The 25,778-nt window shown below is 62.5% G+C and carries 26 protein-coding genes, 2 tRNA genes and 3 pseudogenes; 16 read left to right on the forward strand and 15 right to left on the reverse strand.

Annotated elements, in window-relative coordinates; genetic code table 11:
- Nucleotides 1-2: 2 nt before the first annotated feature.
- From AAFG16_RS03850 to AAFG16_RS03870, 5 genes and pseudogenes are all read right to left on the reverse strand, one after another.
- On the reverse strand, nt 3-422 hold the full coding sequence (locus AAFG16_RS03850) for a CopG family transcriptional regulator (RefSeq protein WP_342737455.1): 420 nt from the start codon (nt 420-422) through the stop codon (nt 3-5).
- 188 nt (nt 423-610) lie between these two features.
- The gene (locus AAFG16_RS03855; RefSeq protein ID WP_342737457.1) at nt 611-880 is read right to left on the reverse strand and encodes a hypothetical protein; all 270 of its coding nucleotides are present in this window, start codon (nt 878-880) and stop codon (nt 611-613) included.
- Between the two features lie 127 nt (nt 881-1,007).
- A pseudogene (locus tag AAFG16_RS03860) lies at nt 1,008-1,097 on the reverse strand (SOS response-associated peptidase); the annotation flags it as partial.
- 96 nt (nt 1,098-1,193) lie between these two features.
- On the reverse strand, nt 1,194-3,056 hold the full coding sequence (locus AAFG16_RS03865) for an acyltransferase family protein (protein WP_342740847.1): 1,863 nt from the start codon (nt 3,054-3,056) through the stop codon (nt 1,194-1,196).
- 138 nt (nt 3,057-3,194) lie between these two features.
- The gene (locus tag AAFG16_RS03870) at nt 3,195-4,184 is read right to left on the reverse strand and encodes an acyltransferase (RefSeq protein ID WP_342737459.1); all 990 of its coding nucleotides are present in this window, start codon (nt 4,182-4,184) and stop codon (nt 3,195-3,197) included.
- Nucleotides 4,185-4,650: 466 nt separating this feature from the next.
- On the opposite strand from AAFG16_RS03870, the gene AAFG16_RS03875 reads away from it, so the two are divergent.
- Nucleotides 4,651-5,220 (forward strand): hypothetical protein, encoded by a 570-nt coding sequence (locus tag AAFG16_RS03875; RefSeq protein WP_342737461.1) that lies wholly within the window; start codon nt 4,651-4,653, stop codon nt 5,218-5,220.
- A 46-nt stretch (nt 5,221-5,266) separates the two neighbouring features.
- Here the strand turns inward: AAFG16_RS03875 and AAFG16_RS03880 are convergent, their stop codons facing one another.
- The 6 genes from AAFG16_RS03880 to AAFG16_RS03905 form a co-directional block, all read right to left on the reverse strand.
- On the reverse strand, nt 5,267-6,175 hold the full coding sequence (locus AAFG16_RS03880) for an RES family NAD+ phosphorylase (protein WP_342737463.1): 909 nt from the start codon (nt 6,173-6,175) through the stop codon (nt 5,267-5,269).
- A 121-nt stretch (nt 6,176-6,296) separates the two neighbouring features.
- Nucleotides 6,297-7,241 (reverse strand): sce7725 family protein, encoded by a 945-nt coding sequence (locus AAFG16_RS03885; RefSeq protein WP_342737465.1) that lies wholly within the window; start codon nt 7,239-7,241, stop codon nt 6,297-6,299.
- Nucleotides 7,242-7,247: 6 nt separating this feature from the next.
- Nucleotides 7,248-8,147, reverse strand: a complete 900-nt coding sequence (locus AAFG16_RS03890) for a sce7726 family protein (RefSeq protein ID WP_342737467.1) — start codon at nt 8,145-8,147, stop codon at nt 7,248-7,250.
- Between the two features lie 306 nt (nt 8,148-8,453).
- The gene (locus AAFG16_RS03895; protein ID WP_342737469.1) at nt 8,454-8,939 is read right to left on the reverse strand and encodes a hypothetical protein; all 486 of its coding nucleotides are present in this window, start codon (nt 8,937-8,939) and stop codon (nt 8,454-8,456) included.
- Between the two features lie 24 nt (nt 8,940-8,963).
- Entirely contained in the window at nt 8,964-10,013 is a 1,050-nt protein-coding gene (locus AAFG16_RS03900) for a hypothetical protein (protein ID WP_342737471.1), read from the reverse strand.
- A 2-nt stretch (nt 10,014-10,015) separates the two neighbouring features.
- Nucleotides 10,016-11,125: a tail fiber protein gene (locus AAFG16_RS03905; protein WP_342737473.1), complete on the reverse strand. Its 1,110-nt coding sequence runs from the start codon at nt 11,123-11,125 to the stop codon at nt 10,016-10,018.
- 1,496 nt (nt 11,126-12,621) lie between these two features.
- On the opposite strand from AAFG16_RS03905, the gene AAFG16_RS03910 reads away from it, so the two are divergent.
- A complete protein-coding gene (locus tag AAFG16_RS03910; protein WP_342737475.1) occupies nt 12,622-12,924 on the forward strand; it encodes a hypothetical protein in 303 nt (100 codons plus the stop codon).
- 111 nt (nt 12,925-13,035) lie between these two features.
- Here the strand turns inward: AAFG16_RS03910 and AAFG16_RS03915 are convergent.
- Nucleotides 13,036-13,110, reverse strand: a tRNA-Thr gene (locus AAFG16_RS03915).
- A 315-nt stretch (nt 13,111-13,425) separates the two neighbouring features.
- On the opposite strand from AAFG16_RS03915, the gene AAFG16_RS03920 reads away from it, so the two are divergent.
- From AAFG16_RS03920 to AAFG16_RS03940, 5 genes are all read left to right on the forward strand, one after another.
- On the forward strand, nt 13,426-13,614 hold the full coding sequence (locus AAFG16_RS03920) for a hypothetical protein (RefSeq protein ID WP_342737477.1): 189 nt from the start codon (nt 13,426-13,428) through the stop codon (nt 13,612-13,614).
- Between the two features lie 24 nt (nt 13,615-13,638).
- The gene (locus AAFG16_RS03925; protein WP_342737479.1) at nt 13,639-15,345 is read left to right on the forward strand and encodes an FAD-dependent oxidoreductase; all 1,707 of its coding nucleotides are present in this window, start codon (nt 13,639-13,641) and stop codon (nt 15,343-15,345) included.
- Nucleotides 15,346-15,672: 327 nt separating this feature from the next.
- Nucleotides 15,673-15,981: an EthD family reductase gene (locus AAFG16_RS03930; protein ID WP_283083549.1), complete on the forward strand. Its 309-nt coding sequence runs from the start codon at nt 15,673-15,675 to the stop codon at nt 15,979-15,981.
- Nucleotides 15,982-16,170: 189 nt separating this feature from the next.
- Nucleotides 16,171-16,680, forward strand: coding sequence for a hypothetical protein (locus AAFG16_RS03935; RefSeq protein WP_283083550.1), 510 nt, complete (start codon nt 16,171-16,173; stop codon nt 16,678-16,680).
- Nucleotides 16,681-16,807: 127 nt separating this feature from the next.
- Complete coding sequence (locus AAFG16_RS03940) at nt 16,808-17,632, forward strand: alpha/beta hydrolase (RefSeq protein ID WP_283083551.1); 825 nt, start codon at nt 16,808-16,810, stop codon at nt 17,630-17,632.
- Nucleotides 17,633-17,800: 168 nt separating this feature from the next.
- Here the strand turns inward: AAFG16_RS03940 and AAFG16_RS03945 are convergent, their stop codons facing one another.
- Nucleotides 17,801-18,442 carry a helix-turn-helix domain-containing protein gene (locus tag AAFG16_RS03945; RefSeq protein WP_342737482.1) on the reverse strand — a complete coding sequence of 214 codons (642 nt, stop codon included), beginning with the start codon at nt 18,440-18,442 and terminating at the stop codon, nt 17,801-17,803.
- A gap of 85 nt (nt 18,443-18,527) precedes the next feature.
- On the opposite strand from AAFG16_RS03945, the pseudogene AAFG16_RS03950 reads away from it, so the two are divergent.
- From AAFG16_RS03950 to AAFG16_RS03990, 9 genes and pseudogenes are all read left to right on the forward strand, one after another.
- A pseudogene (locus tag AAFG16_RS03950) lies at nt 18,528-19,465 on the forward strand (SDR family oxidoreductase).
- A gap of 26 nt (nt 19,466-19,491) precedes the next feature.
- Entirely contained in the window at nt 19,492-20,151 is a 660-nt protein-coding gene (locus tag AAFG16_RS03955; protein ID WP_283086799.1) for an epimerase, read from the forward strand.
- Nucleotides 20,152-20,232: 81 nt separating this feature from the next.
- Complete coding sequence (locus tag AAFG16_RS03960; protein ID WP_283083554.1) at nt 20,233-20,682, forward strand: DUF2948 family protein; 450 nt, start codon at nt 20,233-20,235, stop codon at nt 20,680-20,682.
- A 145-nt stretch (nt 20,683-20,827) separates the two neighbouring features.
- Nucleotides 20,828-22,123 carry a histidinol dehydrogenase gene (gene hisD, locus AAFG16_RS03965; RefSeq protein ID WP_342737484.1) on the forward strand — a complete coding sequence of 432 codons (1,296 nt, stop codon included), beginning with the start codon at nt 20,828-20,830 and terminating at the stop codon, nt 22,121-22,123.
- On the forward strand, nt 22,120-22,617 hold the full coding sequence (locus AAFG16_RS03970) for a UPF0262 family protein (RefSeq protein ID WP_283083556.1): 498 nt from the start codon (nt 22,120-22,122) through the stop codon (nt 22,615-22,617). The genes hisD and AAFG16_RS03970 overlap by 4 nt, the downstream gene beginning before the upstream one ends.
- 6 nt (nt 22,618-22,623) lie before the next feature.
- Nucleotides 22,624-23,091, forward strand: a complete 468-nt coding sequence (locus tag AAFG16_RS03975) for a low molecular weight phosphatase family protein (protein ID WP_342737486.1) — start codon at nt 22,624-22,626, stop codon at nt 23,089-23,091.
- A 153-nt stretch (nt 23,092-23,244) separates the two neighbouring features.
- Nucleotides 23,245-23,874 carry a Maf-like protein gene (locus AAFG16_RS03980; RefSeq protein WP_283083558.1) on the forward strand — a complete coding sequence of 210 codons (630 nt, stop codon included), beginning with the start codon at nt 23,245-23,247 and terminating at the stop codon, nt 23,872-23,874.
- A gap of 146 nt (nt 23,875-24,020) precedes the next feature.
- Complete coding sequence (gene yacG / locus AAFG16_RS03985) at nt 24,021-24,203, forward strand: DNA gyrase inhibitor YacG (RefSeq protein ID WP_027561446.1); 183 nt, start codon at nt 24,021-24,023, stop codon at nt 24,201-24,203.
- Nucleotides 24,204-24,388: 185 nt separating this feature from the next.
- Nucleotides 24,389-24,464, forward strand: a tRNA-Phe gene (locus AAFG16_RS03990).
- 63 nt (nt 24,465-24,527) lie between these two features.
- Here the strand turns inward: AAFG16_RS03990 and AAFG16_RS03995 are convergent.
- Nucleotides 24,528-24,608, reverse strand: a pseudogene (locus tag AAFG16_RS03995) (spermidine/putrescine ABC transporter ATP-binding protein); the annotation flags it as partial.
- Between the two features lie 44 nt (nt 24,609-24,652).
- The gene (locus tag AAFG16_RS04000; RefSeq protein WP_342737489.1) at nt 24,653-25,711 is read right to left on the reverse strand and encodes a tripartite tricarboxylate transporter substrate binding protein; all 1,059 of its coding nucleotides are present in this window, start codon (nt 25,709-25,711) and stop codon (nt 24,653-24,655) included.
- Between the last annotated feature and the right edge of the window lie 67 nt (nt 25,712-25,778).

A 25,778-nucleotide genomic window follows, 5' to 3' on the forward strand; every position in this document is an offset into this window, starting at 1 on the left:
CCTTACCTCGTCCTGTCAGCGAGAGCGGACTTGACCGCCGGACTGGCATGCAGGGCCCCCAGCACAGAGACCGATGCAATCGTCGCGCGGGCAAGCTCGGGCGTGACGTCCTGCGCGATGGTGGCGAGACCTAGAACATTGATGTGCAGCATCTCGCCCGCCCTCCGCGCCGCCTCGAGATCCTCGCGGCTGTAGTTTCGCAAGCCCAGGTCCAGGCTCTTTCGCGCCGTCGACTGCTTGACCACGTCGGCATGGCGTTCGAGCTGGTTGCGGATGGCGGTCCGGATGAAATCCGTGCGGTTCGAGTAGAAGCCTTCCTGCACCATCAAATCGACCTGACCGAGATCGACAAAACCAAGATTGATCGTGATTTTTTCCGTGTCGGAAGGCTTTGGTCGAATGTCGTGAACGTTGCTCGGCATAACGTCACCATCCAAATATCATCCACGTGGATGTTATATGGATGGATTGGCTTCGGCGTCAAGGGGGCGTGCCGGCTCGCGATCGCGGCTGACGGTGGCGAGATATCTTGGGATCCAGAGCGCTCTGGCGAGGCTCACGCGTCTGCGGGCGGCTGCCGCCATGAGGACGGTTGGAGCGGCGAAGCCGTCTAATCGGACTCTGTCGGGCACTCCGGGCAGGTATCGCCGATCGATTCCAGGACATCGCGGACCTCGGCTACGGCTTCGGCTTGAGAGATGCCCGGCGGCGGATCCCGACGTGCGATGTCGAAGGCGCGCTCGCGCGCGTGCGGGTCGGCGCGGTCCTGCATCCAGCCGTGCTCCTCGCACTCGCGGATGGCGCCGGCTTCCTGCAGCAGGGAGATCGCCCAGCCGCGCAGCGTTCTGATCGCCGTTCGTCTATCCCTCGTCATCAGCATCGAGATCGCTCCTGCTGGAATGAATCCTTCCGCCCACACGCTCGTTCCGGGCGGTTAGCATGGGTCAGGGATTCGCAATCGGCAGAGCTGGGGCTTGTCCACGTGTTCTGCAGGGCTGTGCAGAACGCTAGGTCGCCGGGGCCGCGTCTTCCTTCACGCCGCGGGCGACGATTTGTAGCGCCCCGTCCGGAAGCGGGCGCTGCAGCTTCAAGGCCTGCGCGTAACTAGCCTGAGACATCGGGGGATGAAATGTTCGGCAAGTTTGCAGTTACGTCATATAGCCGACTTTTAGAACGCACGGGATTCCGGGCTTCTAGCGCTCGAAGGCTGAAGTTCCGAGCACCTTGTCGATTAATCCCGCGATGAGAAGCAAGGATGCGCCCTCTGTCAGATGGACGGTATCGCTGGAGGTTAGATCGCTCGCCGTCGGTCCAAGGCGGGTCAGACAGCCACTCGCGTCGCAAAGCACGTCCCGTGCTGAGATGTACTCGGTCCCCAGGGGGGCGAGTTTCTGCCGCATGACGTCGTCCTGCCAGTTTCGCGAAAGCCCTTCGTTCGACCTTTCCGGGATCATCTTTTGGTGCTGCAAGTAATACAGAAGCACCTCTTGAGGCAGCCCGCGGCGCCAAATCGGAACTGAACCAAGAACAACAATCCGCGCATGTGTGCGTTTTTTCAGAGCGGCGATGAGATCTGCAACACCTTGGAAGTCGGCTCCCCAATAGGCGTGCAGCAAGACGATATCTGGATCAAGATTGACTGCGATCTCGAGCACCCTTGCGTTGTTCTCGCGACAAGTCTCAGGGCCATCTAGCGCAGGCAAGCAAGAATTGGCGGTGAATTGTGCGACACCGAACTCGCGGTCGTGTTGAGCGCGGCGCAGGCCTGGAAGGAGCGCGCCCGCTGTCGAGTCGCCCCACAAGAGGATCATCGGACGCTTGTTGCGATCAACACAAGTGTCGGCGAACGTGGTCTGGTGTCCGAGATCCAAGAGACATTCAGCGACGCGCCATCCAGACGCGTCCGTCTTAACCGAAGCGATTTCACGAACCTGCGCCGGCAGCCGAGACTCAAAGCCGTTCCACCGAACAACGACAATGCCCGCGGCGGCGATCATCACCATGCCAGCAGCCAACCCGCCGACCTTGGCCGCCGGCGCGCGGCCGAACCGGATCGGAAGTTCGATCAGCTGGTAGGTCGCCCAAGCCAAAATCAAGCTGAGACAGACGATCAGCCCGCGCTCGATATCCGTCAGCGCGGCGGTCTTGATCATCGCGGCGAAGACGAGAAGCGGCCAGTGCCAGAGGTAATGCGGATAGCTGATGAGACCGACCCACACCATAGGCCGGCTCGAAAGGATGAAGCGGCAGCCCCATGCGCCAGGCGCTGCGATCAGCAGAACGGCGCCGAATACAGGAAGCGCAGCCCTCCATCCGGGGAACGGAGCGGAGCTATCGAGTAGCAGCGCCGCCACGCCAATCAGCGATATGCCCGCGAGCGCGCGAATGTCGTGCCATTTCCCTCCGCCCGTCCACTGCCAGCCGACCGCCAGCGCTGCGCCTGCCAAGAGCTCGAAGGCTCGGGTGAACGGCAGATAGAAGGTTGCAACCGGCTGGCTCCCTACCATCGCGAGATTGAGCGCGAAGGAAGCAGCGCCGAGAAAAAAGGCGACACGGAAGATGCTTGCGCCAAGCCGCGACACGATCATGAGGACCAGCGGCCAGAGCAGATAGAACTGCTCCTCGATGCCGAGCGACCACAAATGCAGAAGCGGCTTCTTGGCCGACTCGATGTCGAAGTAGCCGGACTGGAGCATCAGGGCGATGTTCGCTGAGAACGCGGCGCTCGCCATAGTGTCGATGCCGAGTTGTCGATAGGCCTCGGGAAGAAGGTACCTGTAACCAAGGCCCAAAGTGACGACGAGCACGACTAGAAGTGCAGGAAAGATTCTCCGCACTCGCCGCACATAGAAGCCGAAAAGTGCGAAACCGCCGCGGCTGGTCTCTCGATCGATGATGCCAGTGATCAGGTAGCCGGAAATAACAAAGAAGATATCGACGCCGATGAACCCGCCAGGAAGCACGGCGGGGAACGCGTGATACAACACAACAAGCGAGACTGCGATGGCTCGAAGGCCATCTATGTGTGGCCTGTAGACGTTTTGTTGATTGCCCATGTCCAAGCGTCGGTGGACGCTCTCCCAGAAACATTGACCAATAAAGCGAACTGGACAGTGCTGTACCTTTAGGTGAACGATTTCCCGATGTTCCGTCCGCGTTCACGCCGCGGGCCATTTGCCATGCGCGAAACCACCCTAGGCGATCTGAGGCTGCTTTCTCGCTTGCGATCTCGCTGCAACGATATTCCCCAGCCGAATGGTCGGTTTTTCCAACCATCGGTAGGAAGCGAGCGCGAGCAGAATGATCGCACCTATCGAGACCGCGCGGAGCGGCTCGGCAAGCCACAAAGGTCTTGCCGCTAATTTGCTAGCCGCAGCCGACGCAACCAAGAACACGATCGGATGGATGAGGTAAATCGAGTAGGAAGCATCCCCTAGGGCTACAGCCCATTGTGGCACTGTGCGCAGGTTGGCAAAGGCTACAACGATGAAGAACATCGCAGGACCGATGTAGATGTAACCCGCAAACAGCATCAACGCCCAAAGCAGACAGACCCCAACGAAAAGCGGCGCAAGGACTCCAAATCGCTCTAGCCGCGGAGCCAGCAAGTAAGCGAGAACTCCTGCTAAAAATTCCGAGTGGTGCAATGCGAGCGAAGAGAGATACCAGGGCATATCGACGGTGTATGCTGCAAGGCTGGACGCTACGAGGAATGCCGCTAGTGCCTGTACGCCTCCGAGCGGGACGAGGACGGCAGCGAGAAGATAGAAGACCATCTCGTGCTGCAAGCTCCAACCAACATTATAGAACGGCAGGTCTTTGGTCGGCAGCAGAGTGGCGGAATACAGGAAGTACCCCCAAGTTTCGGTCACAGTAGGAGCGCGCCAAAGAAGCGCGAGAGCGGCAAAGGCCGTCAATGTGATCAACCAGATCGGGTAAAGGCGAAACACTCGCTTGATCAGGAAGGGCACCGGGCTGAATTGCGGCTTCGTCACGACGAGGCAGATAACATAGCCGCTGATAGCGAAAAACAGGTCGACCGCAAGACCGCCGTAGTCCGTCCAGATCGGAATCTGGAATGAACGCCCTTCCGGAAAGCGGACCAAAGCAACCCATGAGTGGAAATAAAGAATGCCGATCGCCGCGACCGCGCGCGCAGCTTGAATTCCCTCCTGCTTTCTCATGGTTGAGCAGACTAGACGGCAGACGCTCTTTCTACAAGATGCGCAGCTGGTGGATTGCATCGGGGCTGTGTGCTCAAAAGGGCAGATCAGTCGGCCGCGGCCGATGCCACATTGCGGCATCCCCACACACGGCTTGAGATCGTCCGCCCCCCCTCCGTTGGGGAGGCTGGTCCGCGACAAAGCGCGTGACGCGACGGCTAGACAAACCCGACAACCCAATTGCCGCTCTGAACGAAAAGAGCTCTTTCTGCCCGAATAGGCCGCAAGTCCCACAATTTGACAGACAGCAATTGACCGTGGCCGGGTGCTCCAAGAACGAGGAGCATCCGTGTCAGAACCGCCGCTTTACTACGAACACCAGGTGCTCAAGCGCTTGAGGATCCGCTCGTCGGAGCTCGAGGAACTCCTCAACATCGGCATCGTCGCGCCAGTCGCGCGCAGAGGTGGCGATCCGATGTATTGTGCGGTGACGATCGATGGCCTAGCGACCGACTATCACCAAGCTCGGATGGGCTGCGCGATCTGGTGGGACTTCGACCTCGATCGGCCAAGCTTTCTCCCGATGCATATCGCATGGACCGTGCCGGATGTCCCTTTCTATCCGTTCGATGACGAAGAGCAGCAGTCGTGGGCGCGCCGATACTACAGGCTCAAGAAGGCATGCGCGCCAGGTCCGTATCCCGACCCTGCGCGATTGACGCGCCGGCGGGCGAGGCTCGAAGCAGAAGCCACCAAGGTTTTCGAGCGGAAGCACGGCATCAAACGTCCGCGGAAATTTCGCGGCATCGATGTCCGAATACGCGGAACGCACGTTAGAATTACCAGGGCGAAGCTCTTCAATCTCGTTTGGAGCAAGACCATGATCCGCGCAGGCGCCGATCTCGGCATCACCGAGACCGCATTGCGTGGTCTTTGCAAGCGATATCAGATCCCGCTGCCGACCCGCGGTCACTTCAATTGGAAGGATCCGAAGAGGCGACCGCCGAAGCCGGCGCTATCAGCCCCTAAGAAAAAAGAAGTTCGACTGAGGTGTTGATTTCGCCGCAGTTTCACGGCGCCGCCTCCGGACAAGTGGGGCGTCGTCAGCCCGGCTCCACGTCCACATGGACCCGCGCAATATTGTAGAGCTTTACCGTTCCGCCTTTCGCTTTGCTCGGATCGAAAAGAGCGAGGTTTATGCCGTCGCTCACCGAGCTGCGATACACCACCCCGTCGAAGCCTCGCTTTTTGATGAACTCACACAGATATTGGCTTGCGATATAATCGATCGCCACACGCTGCGGAACAACCGGCCGGGTTAGCTCATCGCCCAACCGTTCAAGGAAGGGAAGGTCGGCCCGAAGCTGACCAATTTGACTCGCATCCGAGAGAATGAATGGCGAGACGAGTTTCCGCGGGTCGCGCAAATCGACTGCGGTGATCGCAGGAACAGTGAAGTCCGCCACACAAGCGACATCTCCGGTGTGTGGTCGAATCTCCGCGGACGCCGTTTCCGGCTTCGAGCCAAGATAGAGATAAGGAATGCCCGCTGGGTTGGCGCGTCCATGCGAAGCCAAATGCTTTGGCGGAGCATTCATTTCATCGATAGGATAACTCCTATCGCCAGTTCGTATGCGTGCTCGAAACCAATTCGGCGGCAAGTTTCTAATTATGAGCATGCCTAATAGGTCAGCCAACTGCTCCTTATCAATCTCCATATCAAGAAACCAGCGGTTCTTGTGCATCATTTCATCACGGAGCGTCTCCCACTTGGCAAGACCCTCGCTCTTATAGCTCGAGGACGGTGAGAATGTTTGGCGCACAATCTCTCCGTCATCGAGAATTTCGCCAAGCAATTCTTTAGCGTGAGCAACATCCATTCTCGGGTGAGAAAAGAGTTTCCAATCTTCCTTCATCCATTCGACGAGCGACTGTCCATCCGGATCACGCTCATAGACGTTAGACAGCATTTCGAAAACAGTGCCCAGCGCCTTGGGCTCAACAAGCTGCACATTCTTGCAGCCGCAAAAGTCACAAGTCCCATTGCTCGGTCCTAGCGATGGGAAAATACTAGTCCGCAACCCGTGATCATCGAAGCACTCTGGGCAGCACCGCCGCTTGGCCATGCGAGGATCAACCGAAATACTTGGCCAATGTCTCGACGTGGTGCTTCATCGAGAGCTTTTTCACATAGCCGAGGCCTGGAAAATGGCCTTTGGCATGAAGTTCTCGAAACTCTTTGATCGCATTCGTCTCGAATAACTTCGAATTTCCAGTGTTGAGCTTATCAATTAGCTTTTTGAGTGCTTGAGCGAACTTTCCTGCGGGATCGGTGGGAGTATCGTTCGTCGTCGAAACGAAGTGGTAGATGTACATGACATCGTCCTTTTCAGGATCGACGAACGTGAGATGAATGGCAACCGCATAGGCTGGGCCGCCGGTCTCAGAATAGCTGTCGCCGACGATAAGGAAATCGCCGAATCCCTGCATATTCAGATCGCTACTGTACGTGAGGTGCAGTTCAGAGAATTCTTCGAATTCTATCTTGGCATATTCAGCGTTCTTTCGCCGTTTGAAGCCATCGCGCACGAGGACCCGTGTGCTACCCTCGAAGTGCTTGCGATAGAGCGTATTCGCGTGATCTTCGATGAACACGTGCCTCGACGCCGCGAGCCCACTGCCGAGATAATCAGCAAGGGATTTCTGCGCCGTGAAACCGGCATGAACAAACGTTGGATTATGGTCCGCGTGCGCCTCATACTTCGCAGTTGCATCGGCAATAGCCATGTCGCTCCGCAGGAGAATCCCCGCCGAGATTGCGTCGTTGCCGATGTAGCCCCCTTGAAGCAGATTTGTGATGCTCGCGCCGTCCTCCTGATGATCGCCATGATACGGATTCACGATCACGATCGCCCGACCGCCCGCTTCGCAGATCGCCTTAAGGGCTTTTTCGAGGCCGCTCAAAGATTCGCGCACCGGCTCAATGATCGGCACGAACCCCATGGCGGCGAGCGTTGGCGCAGTCTCACGTACTGCAATCAGTTCGAATTGCTTGCCGCGGAAATATGGGTGGTACATCCGGCGCTATGCCCACGCCTTTGCGATATCGAGCGGCGTGCAGACAGCTTCCACGATCCGGCCATGATCGGCCCTGCGCACCGGAATTGACAGCGCGGCGGCCTGCAATGACCGCGGCAACTGATCAACAAGCTCGTTGAGCGGCGCGAGATTTCGGGTGCGCTTAAGCGTACGCACCATCTCGCCGTGCAACTCGGCTGGATCGAGGGACTGGAACAGTTTTCTCATCGCTGCATGACGCTGCGTGTTCGGCACGACGGGCACCGGCACGTTCAACGCCTTTAGGATCGTAGCGGCCTCGGCGCTCCGCAAGGACTCGAATACCGTCACCGGGCAAATTCGCTCTGGAGAATCGACCGCATCTCGCACGGTTGAAATCCGGTAGCGTTTCGAAAGGCACATCACGCCGACGTCTTCGGGCACCACAGCGAACACGCCTGCAACATGCCCTTCGCTGGCGATCACGTTCACCGAGGCGAATACGCGCTTGTAATGCTCAACCTGATTGGCCAGACGCGCGAGCGAGTCCCGCTCGGACTTGATCTCATAGACGGTCGCCGTGCCGTTGAGGATGACGATGTCCGCCTTGCACGCTCCGGCCCGAAATTCGTTGAGCATCGAGGCTGTGCGCAGCGAGTGCCTGCCCATAAGGATTTTGTGGGCGAGTGCCGCGCGATAGATGTACTCGTCCCGCTGGCCTGCCTGTTGTAATACCGCGAAGGCAGCGTCGAAAGCATCCGCTACGGTTGCTCGTCGGCCGCACTTGTCGGCAACCTCGGTCTGACCAAGCAACCGAGCCAACAAGGCTGACCGCCCCTTCTTCGCCATTTCCCGGAATACGGCAGCCGAGAAGAAGCGAGTCAGTGCAGATAGTTCAGTTGCGGTAGGTTTTACGGCGCGTTTCACGGAATTCCCCGACGCCCCCACGATGCAATTCGTGAAGGAATAGCCGATTCTAGCAGAAGTTCCGCTAGCGGGAAGTACAATCCGCGCCCAAGCGGGTAAACTGTGAACTCTCGAGACGGGTTATACCCGGCCATTGGCCTAGCCGCGTGCGCTACAAGCCTGACGGGAACCAGCGCGACTGGCGCCAGCGTCGAGGGGCCCCGCGATCTGGCGGTTGGAGAGCTGGCGCCGCATGGGTCTTCGAGGCCGTCCCTGCTACCGCCAATTTGTGCGGTTTTAACCCCATGGTTCATCTGTCCGATGCCTTTAGCTCAGAAACGCCGGCTCGGTTCTTTGCGGCGAAACGTCCGTCGCCCGCGATGCCAGCTCTCCCTCGATCTTGTCGATCTGAGCCTGGTTGGTCTCAATGAACGCGGCGAGTTCGTCGCGTGACATCTCCGACAGTGATTTGCGCTGCGGCGCGAGATCCTTCTTCGTGGGCGCAATGTGGCCAGCTCGATCGAGCACCTTCATCGATAGGTCCGCGCGAACCCGCGCGCTGACACGTTCGTCCTGGAGGAGAGACTTCGCCACTCGGTAGGCTAGCGGCGCCCCCACGGCGGCGAGATCGAGTTGGATGGATGCCGAGATGGCCTCCGCAACCGCCGGCAGGCGCAAGGCCCTGTAGACGGACTTCGGGTGATAGCCGGCCATCACGGCGGCCTCCTCTGGAGGGCGCCCCTCCACAACAATGCAGCGCACAAGCTCGCGCTGTTGGTCGGTCAGGTCGGATGAAGCGATCAAAGCGGTCACTTGTTCTCTCCCGTTTCCGTGGAGTTACTGGTCGCGCGAGGCGTTCGCCGCAGCGATGAGCCGGCGCAGGTCGAGGTTATATCGAGGCACGTTGTAGTTCTTCACCGGTCGCTCGAGCAGATACGCTGCCAAGTTCGGGTCGAACCACGCAGCATTGACAATCTCATCCACGTTTTGCCGTCCGGATGGGAGCATCTCGAGAAGCAGCTTCATGCGCTTGATGACGCCACCGCCTTTTAGATCTCCATAGATGTGCCGAAACGCGAGTTGCACGCCGGTGGGTATGCCGATCTTCTCCGCGGTGTCGCTGCCGACCGTTGCCCGCTTCTCGGCCTCCTTGAAGTAAGACAGGATCTTATGCGCCTGGCGGAGATTGTTCATCTCCTCAGGCGAGAAGGTCTTCGCGAGCAGCGTTTCGTTGTCTTTGAACTCCTTGGCCAGCCGCGCGAATTGGACCTCGAGTGTCTCGCCCACCCGCCGCGTGCCTTGAACCTTGTCGGCCAGAACTTCCGACATCGCTGCCTTCCATCCGCGCATCGCTTGCGCGTCATTCCGCACCAGCGCATTGATTTCATCCAGCTTCTTCGGCCCGCCGTACTTATCGGCAAGGATGCTTGACGCAGCGTCGCGCGGGTCTTCGCGGATCAAAGTGCCGACGACCGATCGGTCGACTTCGGCTTCAGTGGCCTTCCGCGCACTTCGGGCTCGATCGAGCATATTACCAGAGGGCAGTGGCGGCACGGCGGCCGGCTGGTCCAGCGTGTAGCCAGGAGGCAATGCTGGAATTGTCTGCCCAGGCGCACCGTAGTGCTTCTGAAGCGCCACGGTCATATCCTCGTTGGAAGTGCCCGCCGGAAATTCAACGATCGCTCCGTCGGGTCCCTGCACTTGAATTGGCTTCGGGTCTGACACCGTCCCGCTGCCGTTGGCCATCCGATATCGGCGTTCGGATGCTCCCACTTCAGGCAGCCGCGGCGCACTTGCCATCGAGCTCAACGCGCGCTGGATGTCTGCTTGTGTGAAGTCATCGGGAAACTCGTGACGACGCCCCTCGAATTCGATGAGTTGGGGCATCCTCAGTGCGCCTTGATGAGGTAGTTGAGGACAATGCCCGGCGGGAGCGTCTGAACCGGCGTGCTCGAGCCGCCCTGAGCGGCGCCGGTGAACGTCGATGCGCCTTGCGACGCGGTAATCGTTGCGCTCGTGTTGCTACCGGCCGGGAAACCGCCGCCGCCCGTAGTGGTGCTGCCGGTGATGGCGTTGGACGAGATGGAAATCGCACCGTTCGTGATCGTGCCGGCCGGCGTGTAAGGCGGCAGATTTGCCGTCAGCAACGTGTGGTTCTGCTGCCCCCCAGAAGCGCCGAGCGTTGCGCCATCGATGCCTCCGCCAGCGGTCGTGACGCGATTTGCTCCGCCGTCCACGCCGATCGGCACACGCCCCCGCAAATCAGGCACGTTGAAATGAGTGCCGTCGGTAGAACCGAAGATGGTGCCCAGCGCGGCAAACAGGCCCGGATAGTCCGCGCGCAGCAACGATTGACCCTGGCAGAGTAGCCAACCGGTCGGCGCGGCGCTGCCTGCGTATGGAAGTACCAGCCCCGGCGGGAAGATACTGTTCACCAGTGCCGCGCCGACGTCCGAGCTGAGTTTGATCGGAGTCACGTTGGCGTCGGCCAGCTTGTTGGTCGTCACCGCGCCTGTGGCGAGTTTCGAATTGGAGACTACGCCGTCACCCAGCTTGTCAGAACCTACAGCCCCCGGGGCCAGCTTCGCTGACGTAATCGAACCGTCCGGAATAGCGGCGGCCGCAGTGAAATCGGCGATCTCGTCCCACTTGGCCGGCTCGAAGCTCGGGCCAGAGGTGTGTGTCGTGTTCGCGATGTAGAAGATCGAGTTGTAGAAGACCGTGTTGACGTTCGCGGTGTAGAGGACCCCGCTCGCCCACTGCGTCGGAGCGGCGAAACCGAGGCTCACGCTGCTGTCGAACTGCGCCTGGCCGACCGAACCGCGCTTCAGGACACCGTCGTCGTCCTGGATCTTGGCCAGGTTCTGTTGGGTGTCGTCCATCGACAGCTTGATGGCATTGAACTCCGCGTCGAAGAGATTTCCAGGAATCTGATCTTTGGGATTCTCGGCGCTCTGAAGCGCGAAGGATGTTTGACGGTCGTATGGCGTTGATGACATTGCTCGCCGACGGGGTGAGAGGAAGTGCGCGGGATTGCGCGGTGGGTGCCGTCGGCGAAGCGGCGTTGCGTCCGTGAGATGAAGTGTAACTCAGACGCGGTTATTAAGAAGTGAAAAATCGGTATTGCGAGGAGTGGACGCTGGTGGGCGTTAAGCGGCTTAGTTCAATCGAGCGAGCCTTGCGCCTTGTTCGAATGCCCAGCGGGCGGCTTCTTTTCCAAGGTCGAATGGCCAGAGCGCCGCGTTCAATGCAACTTCCACTCCGCAAGAGCGGCGGCCCTCATATGGAAATACCGTGCAAGCGAAGCGCTTCGTGAAAAACTCAAAAGAGCCAACGACCCCGCCCGCGTAGGCGAGTGCGAACATGGAAATTGCAAACCAGCGGCTGAGAGAGACGCTCGTTTCCAGTAACGACAAACAGACGTGGGCGCCATGATGGTGGGCGCGGGAGATGTGTGCGTTGGTTCAAGTTGATCTGAGTTGTTTCGGTGATCCCAAGCCCGGTCCTGCTTAGCGACTCGCGCCGCTACAGCGAACGCATTCCGCTGCGGATCAACACGCGCCTGATACCATGCCCAGAACGTGACAAGTGTGAACGTCACGGCCGCGAAAATTGCTGCCTGCCACCACATTCTGTGATGCTCCCTACTAAAACGAAATGTTGAAACGCCCTGAACTTCTCAAGAATCTGAAATTTAGTCGAGCGGCTTTGCGGCCTTTGGACGCCGAGCGAGGGCCTCCCCCCTAGGGGGCGGGAGCGGGGCCGGGGTGGGTACCGGCCGGGCCCTCCGCTTCCGCATGCCGGTCCGCGTCAACAGCGCTAGGCCCTCGTCGATCGTATCGGCCAAGCGCTGCATCATAATGCGACCTTCTGCCGTCAAGCGATCGCCTTGCTCTAACGCCGCCTGGCGCGATCGCTCGAGGTTGCGCTTCGCGCGTACGCCTTGAGCTGTCAGCGCGGGGCAAGTCTCAAGCTCCGCTATCGCTGCGTCGTACTCTGCATCATTGCGAGCAGACATGACGCGATTAAGCGCGATCACTGCCGGGTCTTTTGCGGGCGCGGCTTTCTTTTTCATCGAAACGCACTCCTCATGACAGACCGATTCTAGCTAAGTTGCTGGCGCTGCTCAAATGTTCGAGTCGCAAAAGCCTCTGCGGCACAGCGATCTCTTGTATGGTCTTGCGCGATGTTAATTCGACAAACGAACGGTCGATTGAAACGAAAGGCCAGCGTGTTCAATCGGTAGCTTGTCGGGTTTACGTATTAGACTTTTCCAGACAAAAAATTCGTTGCCGAATTTTCAACTGAGCGCATCCTGATCGCGGGTCGAAAGCCCGAAACGTTAGCCGATAGCCAATCCGGTCAGCGGCGATCACAAATCTTGTCCAGGGGCCGCGCGCGTATGTCCAAGGCGCACGCCCAAAGGTGCGCGGGGCCGTCTAACGTCGGTCATTTCGCCCCTGGGCTTTAGCTCTTGCTCGAAAGGCAAAACGTTATGCGCTCATCTCTCGCTCTCCGCTCCGACAATCTGGCCTGCGAAACCGACATCGGCCGCGAACTCGCTCGCCGGAACGTGGCTCTCCTCCTCACAATCGATGGACCGTACGCCCTGGTTCAGTGTCAGGTGAGTTCAGCAGTCGCCGCTGCGATGCTAGCCCCGCTCAAGGGCAAGGCAGCCGGCCAATTTCGAGCCCTTGCCGGCAACGTGGTGGAGGTCGACGCCGCGGTGACGTTGCCAATGGCAATGCGAATGCTCAAGGCGAGGGGTGAGATGGAAGCTTGCCTGCGGCTGCACTGAAGTACGCTTGGATGCATCGGTGAGCGGGGCTGATCCGCTCACCGTGCTTCCGTGGTGCTTCCGGCTCTCTCGCAGAGATGAGCACGATTGCTGCTAAGTGCTTGAATTAGATGGTGCTGCCAGACAGGATTGAACTGTCGACCTCTCCATTACCAATGGAGTGCTCTACCACTGAGCTACGGCAGCATGTGCTGGGATCAGAATCGGCCGCCAAGGGGCCTACCAAGCGGGCCGATATCTGCCACAACCCCCCCTCCTGTGCAAGCTTGCTAGCTCCGTCAAAACGAGAAAATCGGGCCGATATTGGGGCCAAAATGCCCGTTTTGGCGCGAAACGACCGACTTTCTGCCGATTCGGGTTCCGATATCCCCACCCAACTGGCCAGTTGGCCGGCTCGCCGGATTCGACTCATTTGGAGTTTCGCACGATCGAATTGCGCGCGCCTCTTGAGCTGCCACGTTGATGGGGCATGTTATCGCCGATCCCGTGAATGGAGCCGTGATGGCCGACGAGAACGACAAGCGCGCGCGGCAGGCGAAGACGTCCCGGGACGACCGGCTGAAATCGGCGCTGCGCGAAAACCTGAAGCGACGGAAGGTGCAGGCGCGTGAACGCGCCGCAGGTACCGAGCCCAAGCAGAACGATAACGGTTCCCTCGACGAGGAAGCCGCCGGGAAGGCCGGCGGCTAGATTCTAGAATGAGCGAGAATGACGATGGCGAAGGACGACGTGCAACGAACCGACAGGAGCGCGCTGATGGCGCAGTTCACGCGTCCCGAGCAGACTTTTCCGGCGCTGGCGCCGGCCGAGATCGAGCGCCTGCGCCATTTCGGTGAGTTGAGGCGCTATAAAGACGGCGAGCTGCTGTTCGAGACCGGCAAGCAGGGTCCCGGCATGTTCGTGGTGCTGGCGGGCCACGTCGCCATCACCCAGCGCGACGGGCTCGGCCATGTCACGCCGGTGATCGATCAGGGGCCGGGGCAGTTCCTGGCCGAGCTCGGCCAGCTCTCGGGCAGGCCGGCGCTGGTCGACGGACGCGCCGAGGGCGAGGTCGAGGTGCTCCTCGTTCCGCCGAACCGGCTGCGTGCGCTGCTGGTGGCCGAAGCCGAGCTGGGCGAGCGCATCATGCGCGCGCTGATCCTGCGCCGGGTCAATTTGATCCAGGGCGGCATCGGCGGGCCCGTGCTGATCGGGCCGTCGAACTCCGTCGGCGTGGTGCGCCTGCAAGGCTTTCTCACCCGCAACGGCCAGCCGCATCATCTGCTCGACCCCGACAGCGAGCATGACGCGGCCGAGATCATCACGCGCTATTCGCCGAAGCCGGAGGATTGGCCGCTCGTCGTCACCGCCGACGGCACCGTCCTGCGCAATCCCAGCGAGACCGAGCTCGGCCGTGCCATCGGCATGATCGGCGGCGCCAAGGACGATCGCATCTTCGACGTTGCGATCGTCGGCTGCGGACCGGCGGGACTTGCAACCGCGGTCTATGCGGCGTCCGAAGGCCTCTCGGTCGCGGTCGTCGACACCCGCGCTTTCGGCGGCCAGGCCGGCGCCAGCGCGCGCATCGAAAACTATCTGGGCTTTCCGACCGGCATCTCGGGCCAGGCGCTGGCGGGGCGCGCCTTCACCCAGGCGCAGAAATTCGGCGCCGAGATCATGATTCCGATGTCGGTGAGCTCGTTGGATTGCTCGCGTACCAACGGCGCCTTCGCGTTGGCGCTGGATTGCGGCGACACCTTGCGCTCGCGCGCGGTGGTGGTCGCGAGCGGCGCGCGCTATCGCCGTCCCGACATCGCGAACCTCGACACGTTCGAAGGACGCGGCGTCTGGTACTGGGCCTCGCCGGTCGAGGCGCGGCTCTGCGCCGGCGAGGAGGTCGCTTTGGTCGGCGCCGGCAATTCGGCGGGGCAGGCGGCCGTGTTCCTGTCGGGCCACGCCAAGCGCGTGCTGATGATCATCCGCGGCGGCGGCCTAGGGGCCAGCATGTCGCGCTATCTCATCGAGCGCATCGAAGCGACGCCGAACATCGAATTGATGTTCAACACCGAGATCACCGCGCTCGAGGGCGACGAGACCTCGCTCTTGCGGCGCATCCGCTGGAAGAGCCGGCTCTCGGACGACGAGGACGAAGCCGAGATCCGCAACCTCTTCCTGTTCGTCGGCGCCGATCCCGCCACCAGCTGGCTCGACGGCTGCGGCGTGACGCTCGATCGCGGCGGCTTCGTCGTCACCGGCGCGCAGTCCGAGCTGAATCAGGGCAAGCTGGTGGCGCCGCTCGAGACCTCGGTGCCCGGCGTCTACGCCGTCGGCGACGTCCGCTCCGGCTCGGTCAAGCGCGTCGGCGGCGCCATCGGCGAGGGCGCGCAGGTCGTCGCCTCCCTGCACGGCTATCTCGGCGACGCCGCAAAACCGGCGCTTTAGAGCACGATCCGGACCCGAAGGGCCGCGTCAGCGAAAAGTGTGAAGCGGTTTTCCGAAAAGATCGTGCTCAAACAATAAGTCAAGGACAAGACAAGCAAATGGCAAGTCGAATGAGGCTTGCCATCGTGCCTTGTCCCACAGACTATCGCCTCATCCTGAGGAGCCGCGACAGCGGCGTCTCGAAGGATCGAGGCCCGGAATGGCGACCCGGGCCTTCATGGTTCGCGCGGCGATGCGAAAGCATCGTCCGCAGAGGCGCTAACGCGCCTCCTCACCATGAGGATCGAAAGCTGAACGAGCGAACAAAAGATTCAACGGGAGGACTAAATGGCTGAAATCGTCGTGCTCTACAAAACGCCCAAGGATGCCGCGGCCTTCGACAAATACTATGCCGAGACCCACATTCCACTCGCCAAGAAACTTCCCGGCCTGAAGAAATACGCCGTCAGCAAGGGGCCGGTCGGCTCCCCCGCCGGCCCGACCGGAATCCATCTCGTCGCCATTCTCACCTTCGGCAGCGTTGCCGACATCCAGGCGGCATTCGCCAGCCCGGAAGGCCAGGCGACCGGCGCTGACGTGCCGAAATTCGCCAGCGGCGGCGCTGACATCTTGATCTTCGACACCAAGGACGTGTGAACGATCGCTTCAACTTTCGTCGAAAAGCTGCTGTCGTTTGCGACAGCCTTGCAAAAAAATCAGCCATGCGTTTGTCGATTCGCACGATGGCGCATGGCCGTGCACATGCATGTGACGACAACGCATGTGGTAATCCCATGAGGAGCGTAATACTACTCTCATCTCAATGCAGAGCGTAGGAGAGATGCCATGGTCCTTGGGTTGAGCCTGCCCGCCTTCACACTGGTCCATGTCATCATCAGCCTGATCGCCATCGCCGCGGGCCTTGTCGTGATGTTCGGCCTGCTCGGTTCGAACTCGATGCCGGGCCTCACCGCGATCTTCCTGCTGTTCACCATCCTCACCAGCGCCACCGGCTTCCTATTTCCGTTCAAGGAGCTGCTGCCCTCGCACATCATCGGCATCATCTCGCTGGTGCTGCTCGCGATCGCCTGCTTCGCGCTCTACGGCAGGAAGCTCTCCGGGGTCTGGCGTCCGGTCTACATCGTCACCGCGATGATCTCGCTCTATTTCAACGTCTTCGTGCTGGTGATCCAGTCGTTCCTGAAGGTGCCGGCGCTGGCCGCGCTCGCGCCCGCCGTGCCGCCGGCGCCGCCTTCGGGGCCGGTGTTCGCGGTGGTGCAGGGCATCGTGCTGGTGTTCTTCGTGGTGCTGACGATCGGCGCCTGGCGCCGCTTCAAGCCGATGACGTTTGCCTGATCGCCAACAGCCCGTCATTCCGGGGTATCGCGTAGCGATGAACCGGAATCTCGATCTAGCAATCTCCAGATTCCGGGTTCGCGCTTCGCGCGCCCCGGAATGACGTCTTTCACTAAAGGAGCCCCCCATGCCCACCATCACCACCAAAGACGGCGTCGAGATTTTCTTCAAGGACTGGGGCGCGGGCCAGCCGATCGTGTTCAGCCATGGCTGGCCGCTGTCGTCAGACGATTGGGACGCGCAGATGATGTTTTTCGTCACGCGCGGCTACCGCGTCATCGCCCATGACCGTCGCGGCCACGGCCGCTCGTCGCAGGTTGCCGACGGCCACGACATGGATCATTACGCCGACGATCTCGCCGCGGTCACCGCGCATCTCGATCTCAAGAACGCGATCCATGTCGGGCATTCCACCGGCGGCGGTGAGGTGGTGCACTACATCGCGCGCCACGGCGAGAGCCGGGTGGCGAAGGCCGCGATCCTCTCCGCGGTGCCGCCGCTGATGGTGCAGACGGCAGCCAATCCCGGCGGTCTGCCGAAGAGCGTGTTCGACGACCTGCAGAAGCAGCTCGCCGCCAGCCGCACGCAATTCTATCGCGACCTCCCGGCAGGCCCGTTCTACGGCTACAACCGTCCCGGCGCAAAACCGTCCGAAGCGGTGATCCAGAACTGGTGGCGCCAGGGCATGATGGGCGGTGCGAAAGCGCATTACGACGGCATCGTTGCGTTCTCGCAGACCGACTTCACCGAGGACCTCAAGAAGATCAACGTCCCCGTGCTGGTGATGCACGGCGACGACGACCAGATCGTGCCTTACGCTGATTCCGCCCCGCTCTCGGCCAAGCTGCTCAAGAAGGGCACGCTGAAGACCTACAAGGGTTTCCCGCACGGCATGCCGACCACGCACGCCGAGACGATCAACGCCGACCTGCTGGCGTTTTTCAAGGAGTAAGGTGTCTTCCTTCTCCCCTTGTGGGAGAAGGTGGCGCGAAGCGCCGGATGAGGGGTTCTATCCGCGAATGCATTTGAGAGTGAGTATGCGGAGACAACCCCTCACCCGTCTCAATCGCGCAGAGCGCGATTGATCCACCCTCTCCCGCAAGGGGAGAGGGGAAGAATGTCACTTCAAGATCCCCCGGATCGCATCGAAGGTCCGCTTCACGAAAACTTCCGGCTTTTCCCGCGCGCCTTCGCCCATCCAGCTGTCGCCGCCGACGCGCATTGCGCCGGTGGCGATCATGGCGACGAGCCGGGCCTTCGCCATGTCCGACTTGCTTTTCGCGCGCTGGGCGAGCCCATCGGCCAGCGCGCGCTCGAGCTTCTCGTATTTGAGCTGGTCGCGCGCATGAAGCGCGGGGTTGTCCCGCTTGAGCCGCGACATCGCCGTCGCCTCGGCTGGATCGACGCGCTTGACCGCTGCGGCGATGGCATTCTCCGCCGCGGTGAGCATGGATTCGTCCGCGGGCCTTGCGAGGATCTCGGCGACCAGCGCGGCCGCGGCATCTTCCTGCCAGGCGGCGACCACGTCCTCCTTGGACGCGAAGTAATGGAAGAAGCTGCGGCGCGACATCTCCGCTTTGGCCGCAATGTCGTCGATCGTGGTGGCTTCGAAGCCGCGCTCGCGGAACAGCGCCATCGCCGCGCGGGTCAGGCGCTCGCGCGTCGCCTGCTGCTTGCGCTGGCGCAGGCCCGCAGTCGGCGGCGATTTTCCTTCCACGGCCAATGGCTTGGCACGCTTCCCGATGGCCTTCGAAACCTTCAAATCATTTCACCTCTTGCAAATTTGCACTCAGTGCACATTTAGACCGGTCGCGGGCCTCATTCCAGCCCCCGAACGGAGACATGGCATGACGGACTGGACGACGGCAGACATCCCCTCCCTCGCCGGCAAGACCGCCGTCGTGACCGGGGCGACGGGCGGCCTCGGCTATGAGACGGCGATGGCGCTGGCGGGCGCCGGGGCCATTGTCATAATCACCGGGCGTAGCGACGCAAAGGGCCTGCGCGCGATCGAGGGAATTTGCGCACGCTTTCCCAATGCGTTGATTGCGTACGAGCATCTCGACCTCGCCAGCCTTGCCTCCGTCGCCGATTTCGCCAGGCGCTTCGCCGCCGGCAACGAGCAGCTCGATCTCCTCGTCAACAATGCCGGCGTGATGGCGCTGCCGACGCGGCAGCAGACCGAGGATGGTTCGAGATGCAGCTCGGCACCAATTATCTCGGCCACTACGCGCTGACGGCACGCCTGTTGCCGCAGCTTCGCCGCGCCAAGGCCGCGCGTGTCGTCAATCTCTCCAGCCTTGCGCACCGCTCCGGCGCGATCAATTTCGACGATCTCCATAGCCAGCGCTCCTATCGTCCGTGGCGGGCCTACTGCCAGTCCAAGCTGGCGATGCTGATGTTTGCCCTGGAATTGCAGCGTCGCAGCCTCGCCGCCGGCTGGGGCGTGACGAGCCTTGCCGCGCACCCCGGCTATGCGCGGACCGATCTCATTGCGAACGGGCCGGGCGCAAACACGTTCCAATGGCGGGTCGGCCGGTTGCTCCAGCCGTTGATGAGCCAGTCCGCGGCCGAAGGTGCGCTGCCCACATTGTTCGCCGCGACGTCGCCGGCCGCCGAGCCCGGCGGCTATTACGGGCCGAACTGGTTCTATGAATTGAAGGGCCCGCCGGTACCTGCGCGGATCATGCCGCAGGCGAAGGACTTTGCCGCGGCGGCCATGCTGTGGGATGTCTCGGCAACGCTGACCGGTGTATCCTTCGACGAGATCGCGGTCGCCGCATGAGCCGCGACATCGGTGGGGACATCGCGATGCGAGTGATCATCTTCGGCGCGACCGGCATGGTCGGGCAGGGCGTCCTGCGCGAGTGCCTGATCGATCCCGGCATCGAGCGCGTGCTCGTGATCGGCCGCAGCCCGACGGGCGTACACGACGCCAAGCTCGCCGAGATCATCCACGATGACTTCCTGAATTATTCGCCGATCGAAGCCCAGCTCACAGGCTTCGACGCCTGCTTTTTCTGCCTCGGCGTCTCCTCGATCGGCATGAGCGAGGAGCGTTACCGCCATCTCACCTACGACCTCACGCTCGCGGCGGCGACGACGCTGGCGCGGCTCAATCCGCAGATGACCTTCACCTATGTCACCGGCGCCGGCACCGATTCCACCGAGCAGGGCTCGCGGATGTGGGCGCGTGTCAAAGGCAAGACCGAGAACGATCTGCTCAAGCTGCCGTTCAAGGGCGCCTACATGTTCCGGCCGGGGGCGATCCAGCCGCTGCACGGTGCCCGTTCCAAGACCGCCTGGGTGCAGGCCGTGTATACCGCAACCTGGCCGCTCTGGTCGGTGCTGCGCCGGATCTCGCCTTCGCTCGTCACCTCGACCGAGCAGATGGGCCGCGCCATGATCCATGTTGCCCGGGAGGGGTATCCGCGGAAGGTGCTGGAGATGGAGGATATCAATAGCGTCTAGCCGGCCGGCCCGTTAGTTGTGGGGAAATTTCGGCGCCTGCGCGCGTTGAGCACTGTCCGTCCTGAAGGAGAAGCGCCAGCGATGTCTCCCCAGCTCAAGATGATCGCGCTCGATGCCGACGATCTCGCCGTGATCTCGACCCATGTCCAGGATGCCCGCGTGCAGGCCTCCGACATCATCTGGCGGCAGAGCGAGAAGCGGCTGGTGGTCGGCATGAGCCGGCTCGACTGGGAGCAGACGCTCGCGGGTGAGGCAGAGCCGCGCCGGCTGGTCGCCGCGCTTCGCTTCGACCGCGTGCTCGCCTGCAAGTCGCGCAACATCGATCTGGCCGCGCCGGACAAGGTGTTGGACCTCGTCGGCATCGAGTTTCACCCCCAGGACGGCCGCGCCGAGGAGCCGAGCGGCAGCGCCCTGCTGCTGTTTGCCGAGGGCGGCGCCATCCGCCTCGACGTCGAATGCCTGGAATGCGAGCTGACCGATCTTGGGGCGGACGAACTGGGAACGGGACTGGAGATCGAGGGGGAGGGGTGAGGTCCCCTGTATACCAGCCGAGCCGGCTCAGGCGTTCGCCGGAGCGGCACCGAGCAAGGGTTGACGCCGCTTTCCCGCCGCGCCATTGAGCAGGGGGCCGGGTGAGCCAATCCGCCCCAAAAGACCAGCCGGAAGCCAAGCCAAAATGCCCGTTCGTCTCGACCGCAGCAGCGCCGATTTTGACCAGCGATTCGCGGCCTTTCTCGCCGCCAAGCGCGAGGTATCGGCCGACGTCGAGGCCGCCGCGCGCGCGATCGTCGACGATGTCGCCAAACGTGGCGACGCGGCCCTGCTCGAGGCCACCGCCAAGTTCGATCGCTTGACGCTGGATGCATCCGGCCTGCGCGTCACCGCCGCCGAGATCGAGGCCGCGGTGAAGGCCTGCGATGCCGCGACGCTGGATGCGCTCAAGCTGGCGCGTGACCGCATCGAGACCTATCACAGCCGTCAGCTGCCGAAGGACGAGCGCTTCACCGATCCGCTCGGTGTCGAGCTCGGCTGGCGCTACACCGCAATCGAATCCGCCGGCCTCTATGTGCCCGGCGGCACCGCGGCCTATCCATCCTCGGTGCTGATGAACGCGGTGCCGGCAAAAGTCGCCGGCGTGTCGCGCCTCGTGATGGTGGTGCCCTCGCCCGACGGCAAGCTCAATCCGCTGGTGCTGGCGGCAGCCCATCTCGGCGGCGTCACCGAGATCTACCGCGTCGGCGGCGCGCAGGCTGTCGCTGCGCTCGCTTACGGCACTGCGACGATCGCGCCGGTCGCCAAGATCGTTGGCCCCGGCAATGCCTATGTCGCCGCCGCAAAGCGGCTGGTGTTCGGCAAGGTCGGCATCGACATGATCGCCGGCCCTTCCGAAGTGCTGGTCATCGCCGACGATACCGGCAATGCCGACTGGATCGCCGCGGATCTCCTCGCGCAGGCCGAGCACGATGCCAGCGCGCAATCGATCCTGATCACGGACTCGGCGCGGCTCGCCGCCGACGTCGAAAAGGCCGTCGAAGCGCAGCTGAAGACGCTGCCGCGCACCGCGATTGCCAGCGCCTCCTGGGCCGATTTCGGCGCCATCATCATGGTGAAGACTCTCGCCGACGCGATCCCGCTCGCGGACGCGATCGCGGCCGAGCATCTCGAGATCATGACCACCGATCCCGACGCGCTCGCCGCAAGGATCCGCAATGCCGGCGCCGTGTTCCTCGGCGCGCACACGCCCGAGGCGATCGGCGACTATGTCGGAGGCTCCAACCATGTGCTGCCGACGGCGCGCTCGGCGCGGTTTTCCTCAGGCCTCTCGGTGCACGATTTCATGAAGCGCACCTCGATCCTGAAATGCGGGCCGGACCAGTTGCGTGCGCTGGGACCTGCCGCGATGACGCTCGGACAAGCGGAAGGACTGGACGCCCATTCGCGCTCGATTGGATTGCGCCTCAATCTGTCATGACAAAGCCGCCCGAACAGGACGACTCGCAGAACCGTATCGTCGGCGTCACGCTCGACGAGGACTCGATCGGCCGTTCCGGGCCCGACATCGAGCATGAGCGCGCGATCGCGATCTACGATCTGATCGAGCAGAATCTGTTCGCGCCCGATGGCGCGGACGGGCAGGGCCCGTTCACGCTGCATATCGGCATCACCGGCAACCGCCTGATGTTCGACATCCGCCGCGAGGACGGCGCGCCCGTGGTCGCGCATCTGCTGTCGCTGACGCCGTTCCGGCGGATCGTGAAAGACTACTTCATGATCTGCGACAGCTACTACCAGGCGATCCGCACCGCGACGCCGGACAAGATCGAGGCCATCGACATGGGCCGCCGCGGCATCCATGACGAGGGATCGCGCACGCTTCAAGAGCGGCTGAAGGGCAAGGTGCGGGTCGATTTCGAGACCTCGCGCCGGCTGTTCACGCTCATTACTGTTCTCCATTGGAAAGGCTGATCGCGGATGGCTGCGCCCTCACGCGCACGCGATCCGCAATCGGTGCTGTTCGCCTGCGCGATGAACAGCGTGCGCTCGCCGATGGCCGAGAGCCTGCTGCGGCACATGTTTCCGCAAGGCCTCTACGTGAAGTCGGCCGGGGCCAGGAAGGGCGAGCTCGATCCGTTCGCGGTATCGGTGATGGCCGAGCTCGGCCAGGACATCTCCATCCACAAGCCGCAGACCTTCGAGGAGCTGGAGGATTGGGAGGGGCTCAATTTCGATCTCATCATCACGCTCTCGCCCGAAGCGCACCACAAGGCGCTGGAGCTGACCCGCACGCTCGCCGCCGACGTCGAATATTGGCCGACGCACGACCCCACCACCATCGAGGGCAGCCGCGACCAGAAGCTCGCCGCCTACCGCGACGTCTGCGACCAGCTCCTGATGCGCATCCGCCGGCGTTTCGCCAAGGCGGGCGCGGCGAGCGGGTAGCATCGAGGGTCCGTAACACCCGCGTCACAGAGCGCAGGCACACGCTTATCGGAAGCCTCGAATCACCTAAGCTCGGGTTCCCGGTTGTGAAATCAGCCCCCTTCCGATAGGTTCCGCGCGCAATTCACCCCGCTTCATCCCCCAAATCACCTGATGCTCGGCCGCCCCAAATTCGTACTTGCCTCCGGTTCGCCGCGGCGCCTGTCGCTGCTCAACCAGGCCGGCATCGAGCCGGATGCGCTCCGGCCGGCCGACGTCGACGAGACGCCGAGGCGGGGCGAGCTGCCGCGCGCCTGCGCCAACCGCCTTGCCCGGGCCAAGGCCGACGCGGCGCTCAAATCGGTGCAGCTCGACGACGAGCTGCGCGGCTCCTTCATCCTCTCCGCCGACACGGTCGTGGCGGTCGGCCGCCGCATCCTGCCCAAGGCCAATCTGGTGGACGAGGCCGCGCAGTGCCTGCGGCTGCTGTCGGGCCGCAACCACCGCGTCTACACCGCGATCTGCCTGGTCACGCCGCGCGAGGCGTTCCGCCAGCGCCTGGTCGAGACCCGCGTCCGTTTCAAGCGCCTCTCCGAGGACGACATCCAGGCCTATATCGGTTCCGGCGAATGGCGCGGCAAAGCCGGTGGTTACGCCGTGCAGGGCATCGCCGGCTCGTTCGTGGTGAAGATGGTCGGGTCCTACAGCAACGTCGTCGGCCTGCCGCTCTACGAGACCACGACCCTGCTCGGCGGCGAGGGCTTTCCGATCCGCTTCGGCTGGCTCAACGCCACCGCGGTGTGAGCGCGCCGATAAAAATCTCGAAAACAACCCCATGCACAGTAGAATGGCCCGGCCGGACCCCGGCGGGGACGCCTGCGCCGCTGCTCCCGGAACCTGAGCGCCGACCGGCGCTTAAAGTCCTCCACCCCGTGTAAGCTGCGCCCGTCATGGACGACCTGGTCAAAAAGCCCACCGGCCCGCTCAAAACCTGCCCGATCTGCGGCAAGCCCACCGAGCATGCCACCCGCCCGTTCTGCTCCTCGCGCTGCCGCGACGTCGATTTGAACCGCTGGCTGAAAGGCTCCTACGTCATCCCCGGCCGCGACGACGAGGTCGATGACGTCGAATAGACAAGTAATATCAATATCTTGGCCGTGCGACGGCCGCGCCGCGCGCCAGCCGCGGCAAGCCAGCCCCAGCTTGTACACAGCCGGGCCGCGCCCGGCGAAGCCTCTTGGCGAAGCCGGGTGGACAGGCCGCTCTCAGCCCACTATAAACCGCCCGCTCGATGGGCCTTGGGTCCTTCGCTCAGCACGCCCAGGTAGCTCAGTTGGTAGAGCATGCGACTGAAAATCGCAGTGTCGGTGGTTCGATTCCGCCCCTGGGCACCATGACTTCTACCCACCAAATGTCGGTGGTTCGATTTCCGATCTCGCGCTCGGCTTGGGCGTTTTGCGTATCTCTAGCCCGAGCATGACGTTGTCGAGCACGCTGCGCCACGGCAGCAGCAGATCCTTTTGCAGCATGTAGCCGACGGCCACTCCTTCGCGTGCGCGATCTACCCAATCGTGCGCCTGCGCTAATGCGCGGCGATGCCCGCGCTCTCGATCACCCGCTTGTAGCGTGCGGTCTCCTCGACGATGAACGGGCCCATCTCGGCTGGCCCCTTGTCAGCGATCGACACTTGGCCGTTGGTGGCGAGGTCCGCGACGATGCCGGGGTCGGCGAGCACGGCGGTCAGCGCCTCGGAGAGCCTGCCCACGATTCTCGGGTCGGTCCCGGCCGGGACCGAGACCCAGGTCGAGCCGACACTGACGGCGTCCGGGTAACCGGCCTCGAGCACCGTCGGCGCGTCGGGCAGCGCGGCCAGCCGCGCCGTGCCGGTGGTGCCGAGCACCTTGACCTTGCCGGTGTCGATCAGCGGCCTGAGCACGGCGAGGTAATCGAAGGAGACGTCCAGGATGCCCGACATCATGTCGGTCATCTGGCTCGAGCCCGACTTGTAGGGCACGTGGGTCAGCTTGATGCCGGCGGCCGCCTGGAACATCTCGCCGGCAAGGTGCTGGGCGGTGCCGGGGCCGGGGGAGCCGAAATTGACCTTGCCCGGGTTAGCCTTCGCGTAGGCGACGAACTCAGCAAGCGTGCTGTAGGGCGCTGCTGCGGTCGCGACGAGGATCTGGTTCGCCGAGCTCACTCCGCGGACATGGACGTAGCTCTTGAGCGGGTCGTAGTTGAGCTTCGCCATCCCCAGGTTCGGCTGGATCGTCATCGGTCCGCCGGAGGCGTAGAGCACGGTGTAGCCGTCGGGCTGGGCCCGGGCAACGAACTCCGTCCCGATGGTCCCGCCAGCGCCGGGTCGGTTCTCCACCACCACGGGCTGCCCAAGCCGCGTCCGCAGCAGCTCCGCGATCTTGCGCGAGACGAGGTCGGTGACGCCGCCGGCCCCGAACGGGACCACCCAGGTGATCGCGCGGTTCGGCCAGGATTCCGCGGCGGTCTGGGCCCCCGCGGCGCCCGTCTGGAGCGCCAGCGTCGTCGCGGCGACGAGAAACAGGAGCGCGACCGTGTTCTTGTTCACCTGCCGCGAGGACTGATGATAGCCGCGCCGCTGCGACAGGACGAAGAGCCCGAATTCCATGGATGCAGTCCTCCCCGTTGCAGCGCGGCCGTTTATGGCCATGTTGACCGAAGGCTACAGACTTGAG

Origin of the sequence: Bradyrhizobium sp. B117 (assembly GCF_038969555.1) — a bacterium.
Lineage (GTDB): Bacteria > Pseudomonadota > Alphaproteobacteria > Rhizobiales > Xanthobacteraceae > Bradyrhizobium.

What these genes read in the sequence shown, in the direction of transcription:
- AAFG16_RS03850 (WP_342737455.1), bottom strand. Translation starts at nt 422, where the DNA reads ATGCCGAGCAACGTTCACGACATTCGACCAAAGCCTTCCGACACGGAA.
- AAFG16_RS03855 (WP_342737457.1), bottom strand. Translation starts at nt 880, where the DNA reads ATGCTGATGACGAGGGATAGACGAACGGCGATCAGAACGCTGCGCGGC.
- AAFG16_RS03865 (WP_342740847.1), bottom strand. Translation starts at nt 3,056, where the DNA reads ATGGGCAATCAACAAAACGTCTACAGGCCACACATAGATGGCCTTCGA.
- AAFG16_RS03870 (WP_342737459.1), bottom strand. Translation starts at nt 4,184, where the DNA reads ATGAGAAAGCAGGAGGGAATTCAAGCTGCGCGCGCGGTCGCGGCGATC.
- AAFG16_RS03885 (WP_342737465.1), bottom strand. Translation starts at nt 7,241, where the DNA reads ATGTACCACCCATATTTCCGCGGCAAGCAATTCGAACTGATTGCAGTA.
- AAFG16_RS03900 (WP_342737471.1), bottom strand. Translation starts at nt 10,013, where the DNA reads ATGCCCCAACTCATCGAATTCGAGGGGCGTCGTCACGAGTTTCCCGAT.
- AAFG16_RS03905 (WP_342737473.1), bottom strand. Translation starts at nt 11,125, where the DNA reads ATGTCATCAACGCCATACGACCGTCAAACATCCTTCGCGCTTCAGAGC.
- AAFG16_RS03910 (WP_342737475.1), top strand. Translation starts at nt 12,622, where the DNA reads ATGCGCTCATCTCTCGCTCTCCGCTCCGACAATCTGGCCTGCGAAACC.
- AAFG16_RS03920 (WP_342737477.1), top strand. Translation starts at nt 13,426, where the DNA reads ATGGCCGACGAGAACGACAAGCGCGCGCGGCAGGCGAAGACGTCCCGG.
- AAFG16_RS03925 (WP_342737479.1), top strand. Translation starts at nt 13,639, where the DNA reads ATGGCGAAGGACGACGTGCAACGAACCGACAGGAGCGCGCTGATGGCG.
- AAFG16_RS03930 (WP_283083549.1), top strand. Translation starts at nt 15,673, where the DNA reads ATGGCTGAAATCGTCGTGCTCTACAAAACGCCCAAGGATGCCGCGGCC.
- AAFG16_RS03935 (WP_283083550.1), top strand. Translation starts at nt 16,171, where the DNA reads ATGGTCCTTGGGTTGAGCCTGCCCGCCTTCACACTGGTCCATGTCATC.
- AAFG16_RS03940 (WP_283083551.1), top strand. Translation starts at nt 16,808, where the DNA reads ATGCCCACCATCACCACCAAAGACGGCGTCGAGATTTTCTTCAAGGAC.
- AAFG16_RS03955 (WP_283086799.1), top strand. Translation starts at nt 19,492, where the DNA reads ATGCGAGTGATCATCTTCGGCGCGACCGGCATGGTCGGGCAGGGCGTC.
- AAFG16_RS03960 (WP_283083554.1), top strand. Translation starts at nt 20,233, where the DNA reads ATGTCTCCCCAGCTCAAGATGATCGCGCTCGATGCCGACGATCTCGCC.
- hisD (WP_342737484.1), top strand. Translation starts at nt 20,828, where the DNA reads ATGCCCGTTCGTCTCGACCGCAGCAGCGCCGATTTTGACCAGCGATTC.
- AAFG16_RS03970 (WP_283083556.1), top strand. Translation starts at nt 22,120, where the DNA reads ATGACAAAGCCGCCCGAACAGGACGACTCGCAGAACCGTATCGTCGGC.
- AAFG16_RS03975 (WP_342737486.1), top strand. Translation starts at nt 22,624, where the DNA reads ATGGCTGCGCCCTCACGCGCACGCGATCCGCAATCGGTGCTGTTCGCC.
- AAFG16_RS03980 (WP_283083558.1), top strand. Translation starts at nt 23,245, where the DNA reads ATGCTCGGCCGCCCCAAATTCGTACTTGCCTCCGGTTCGCCGCGGCGC.
- yacG (WP_027561446.1), top strand. Translation starts at nt 24,021, where the DNA reads ATGGACGACCTGGTCAAAAAGCCCACCGGCCCGCTCAAAACCTGCCCG.
- AAFG16_RS04000 (WP_342737489.1), bottom strand. Translation starts at nt 25,711, where the DNA reads ATGGAATTCGGGCTCTTCGTCCTGTCGCAGCGGCGCGGCTATCATCAG.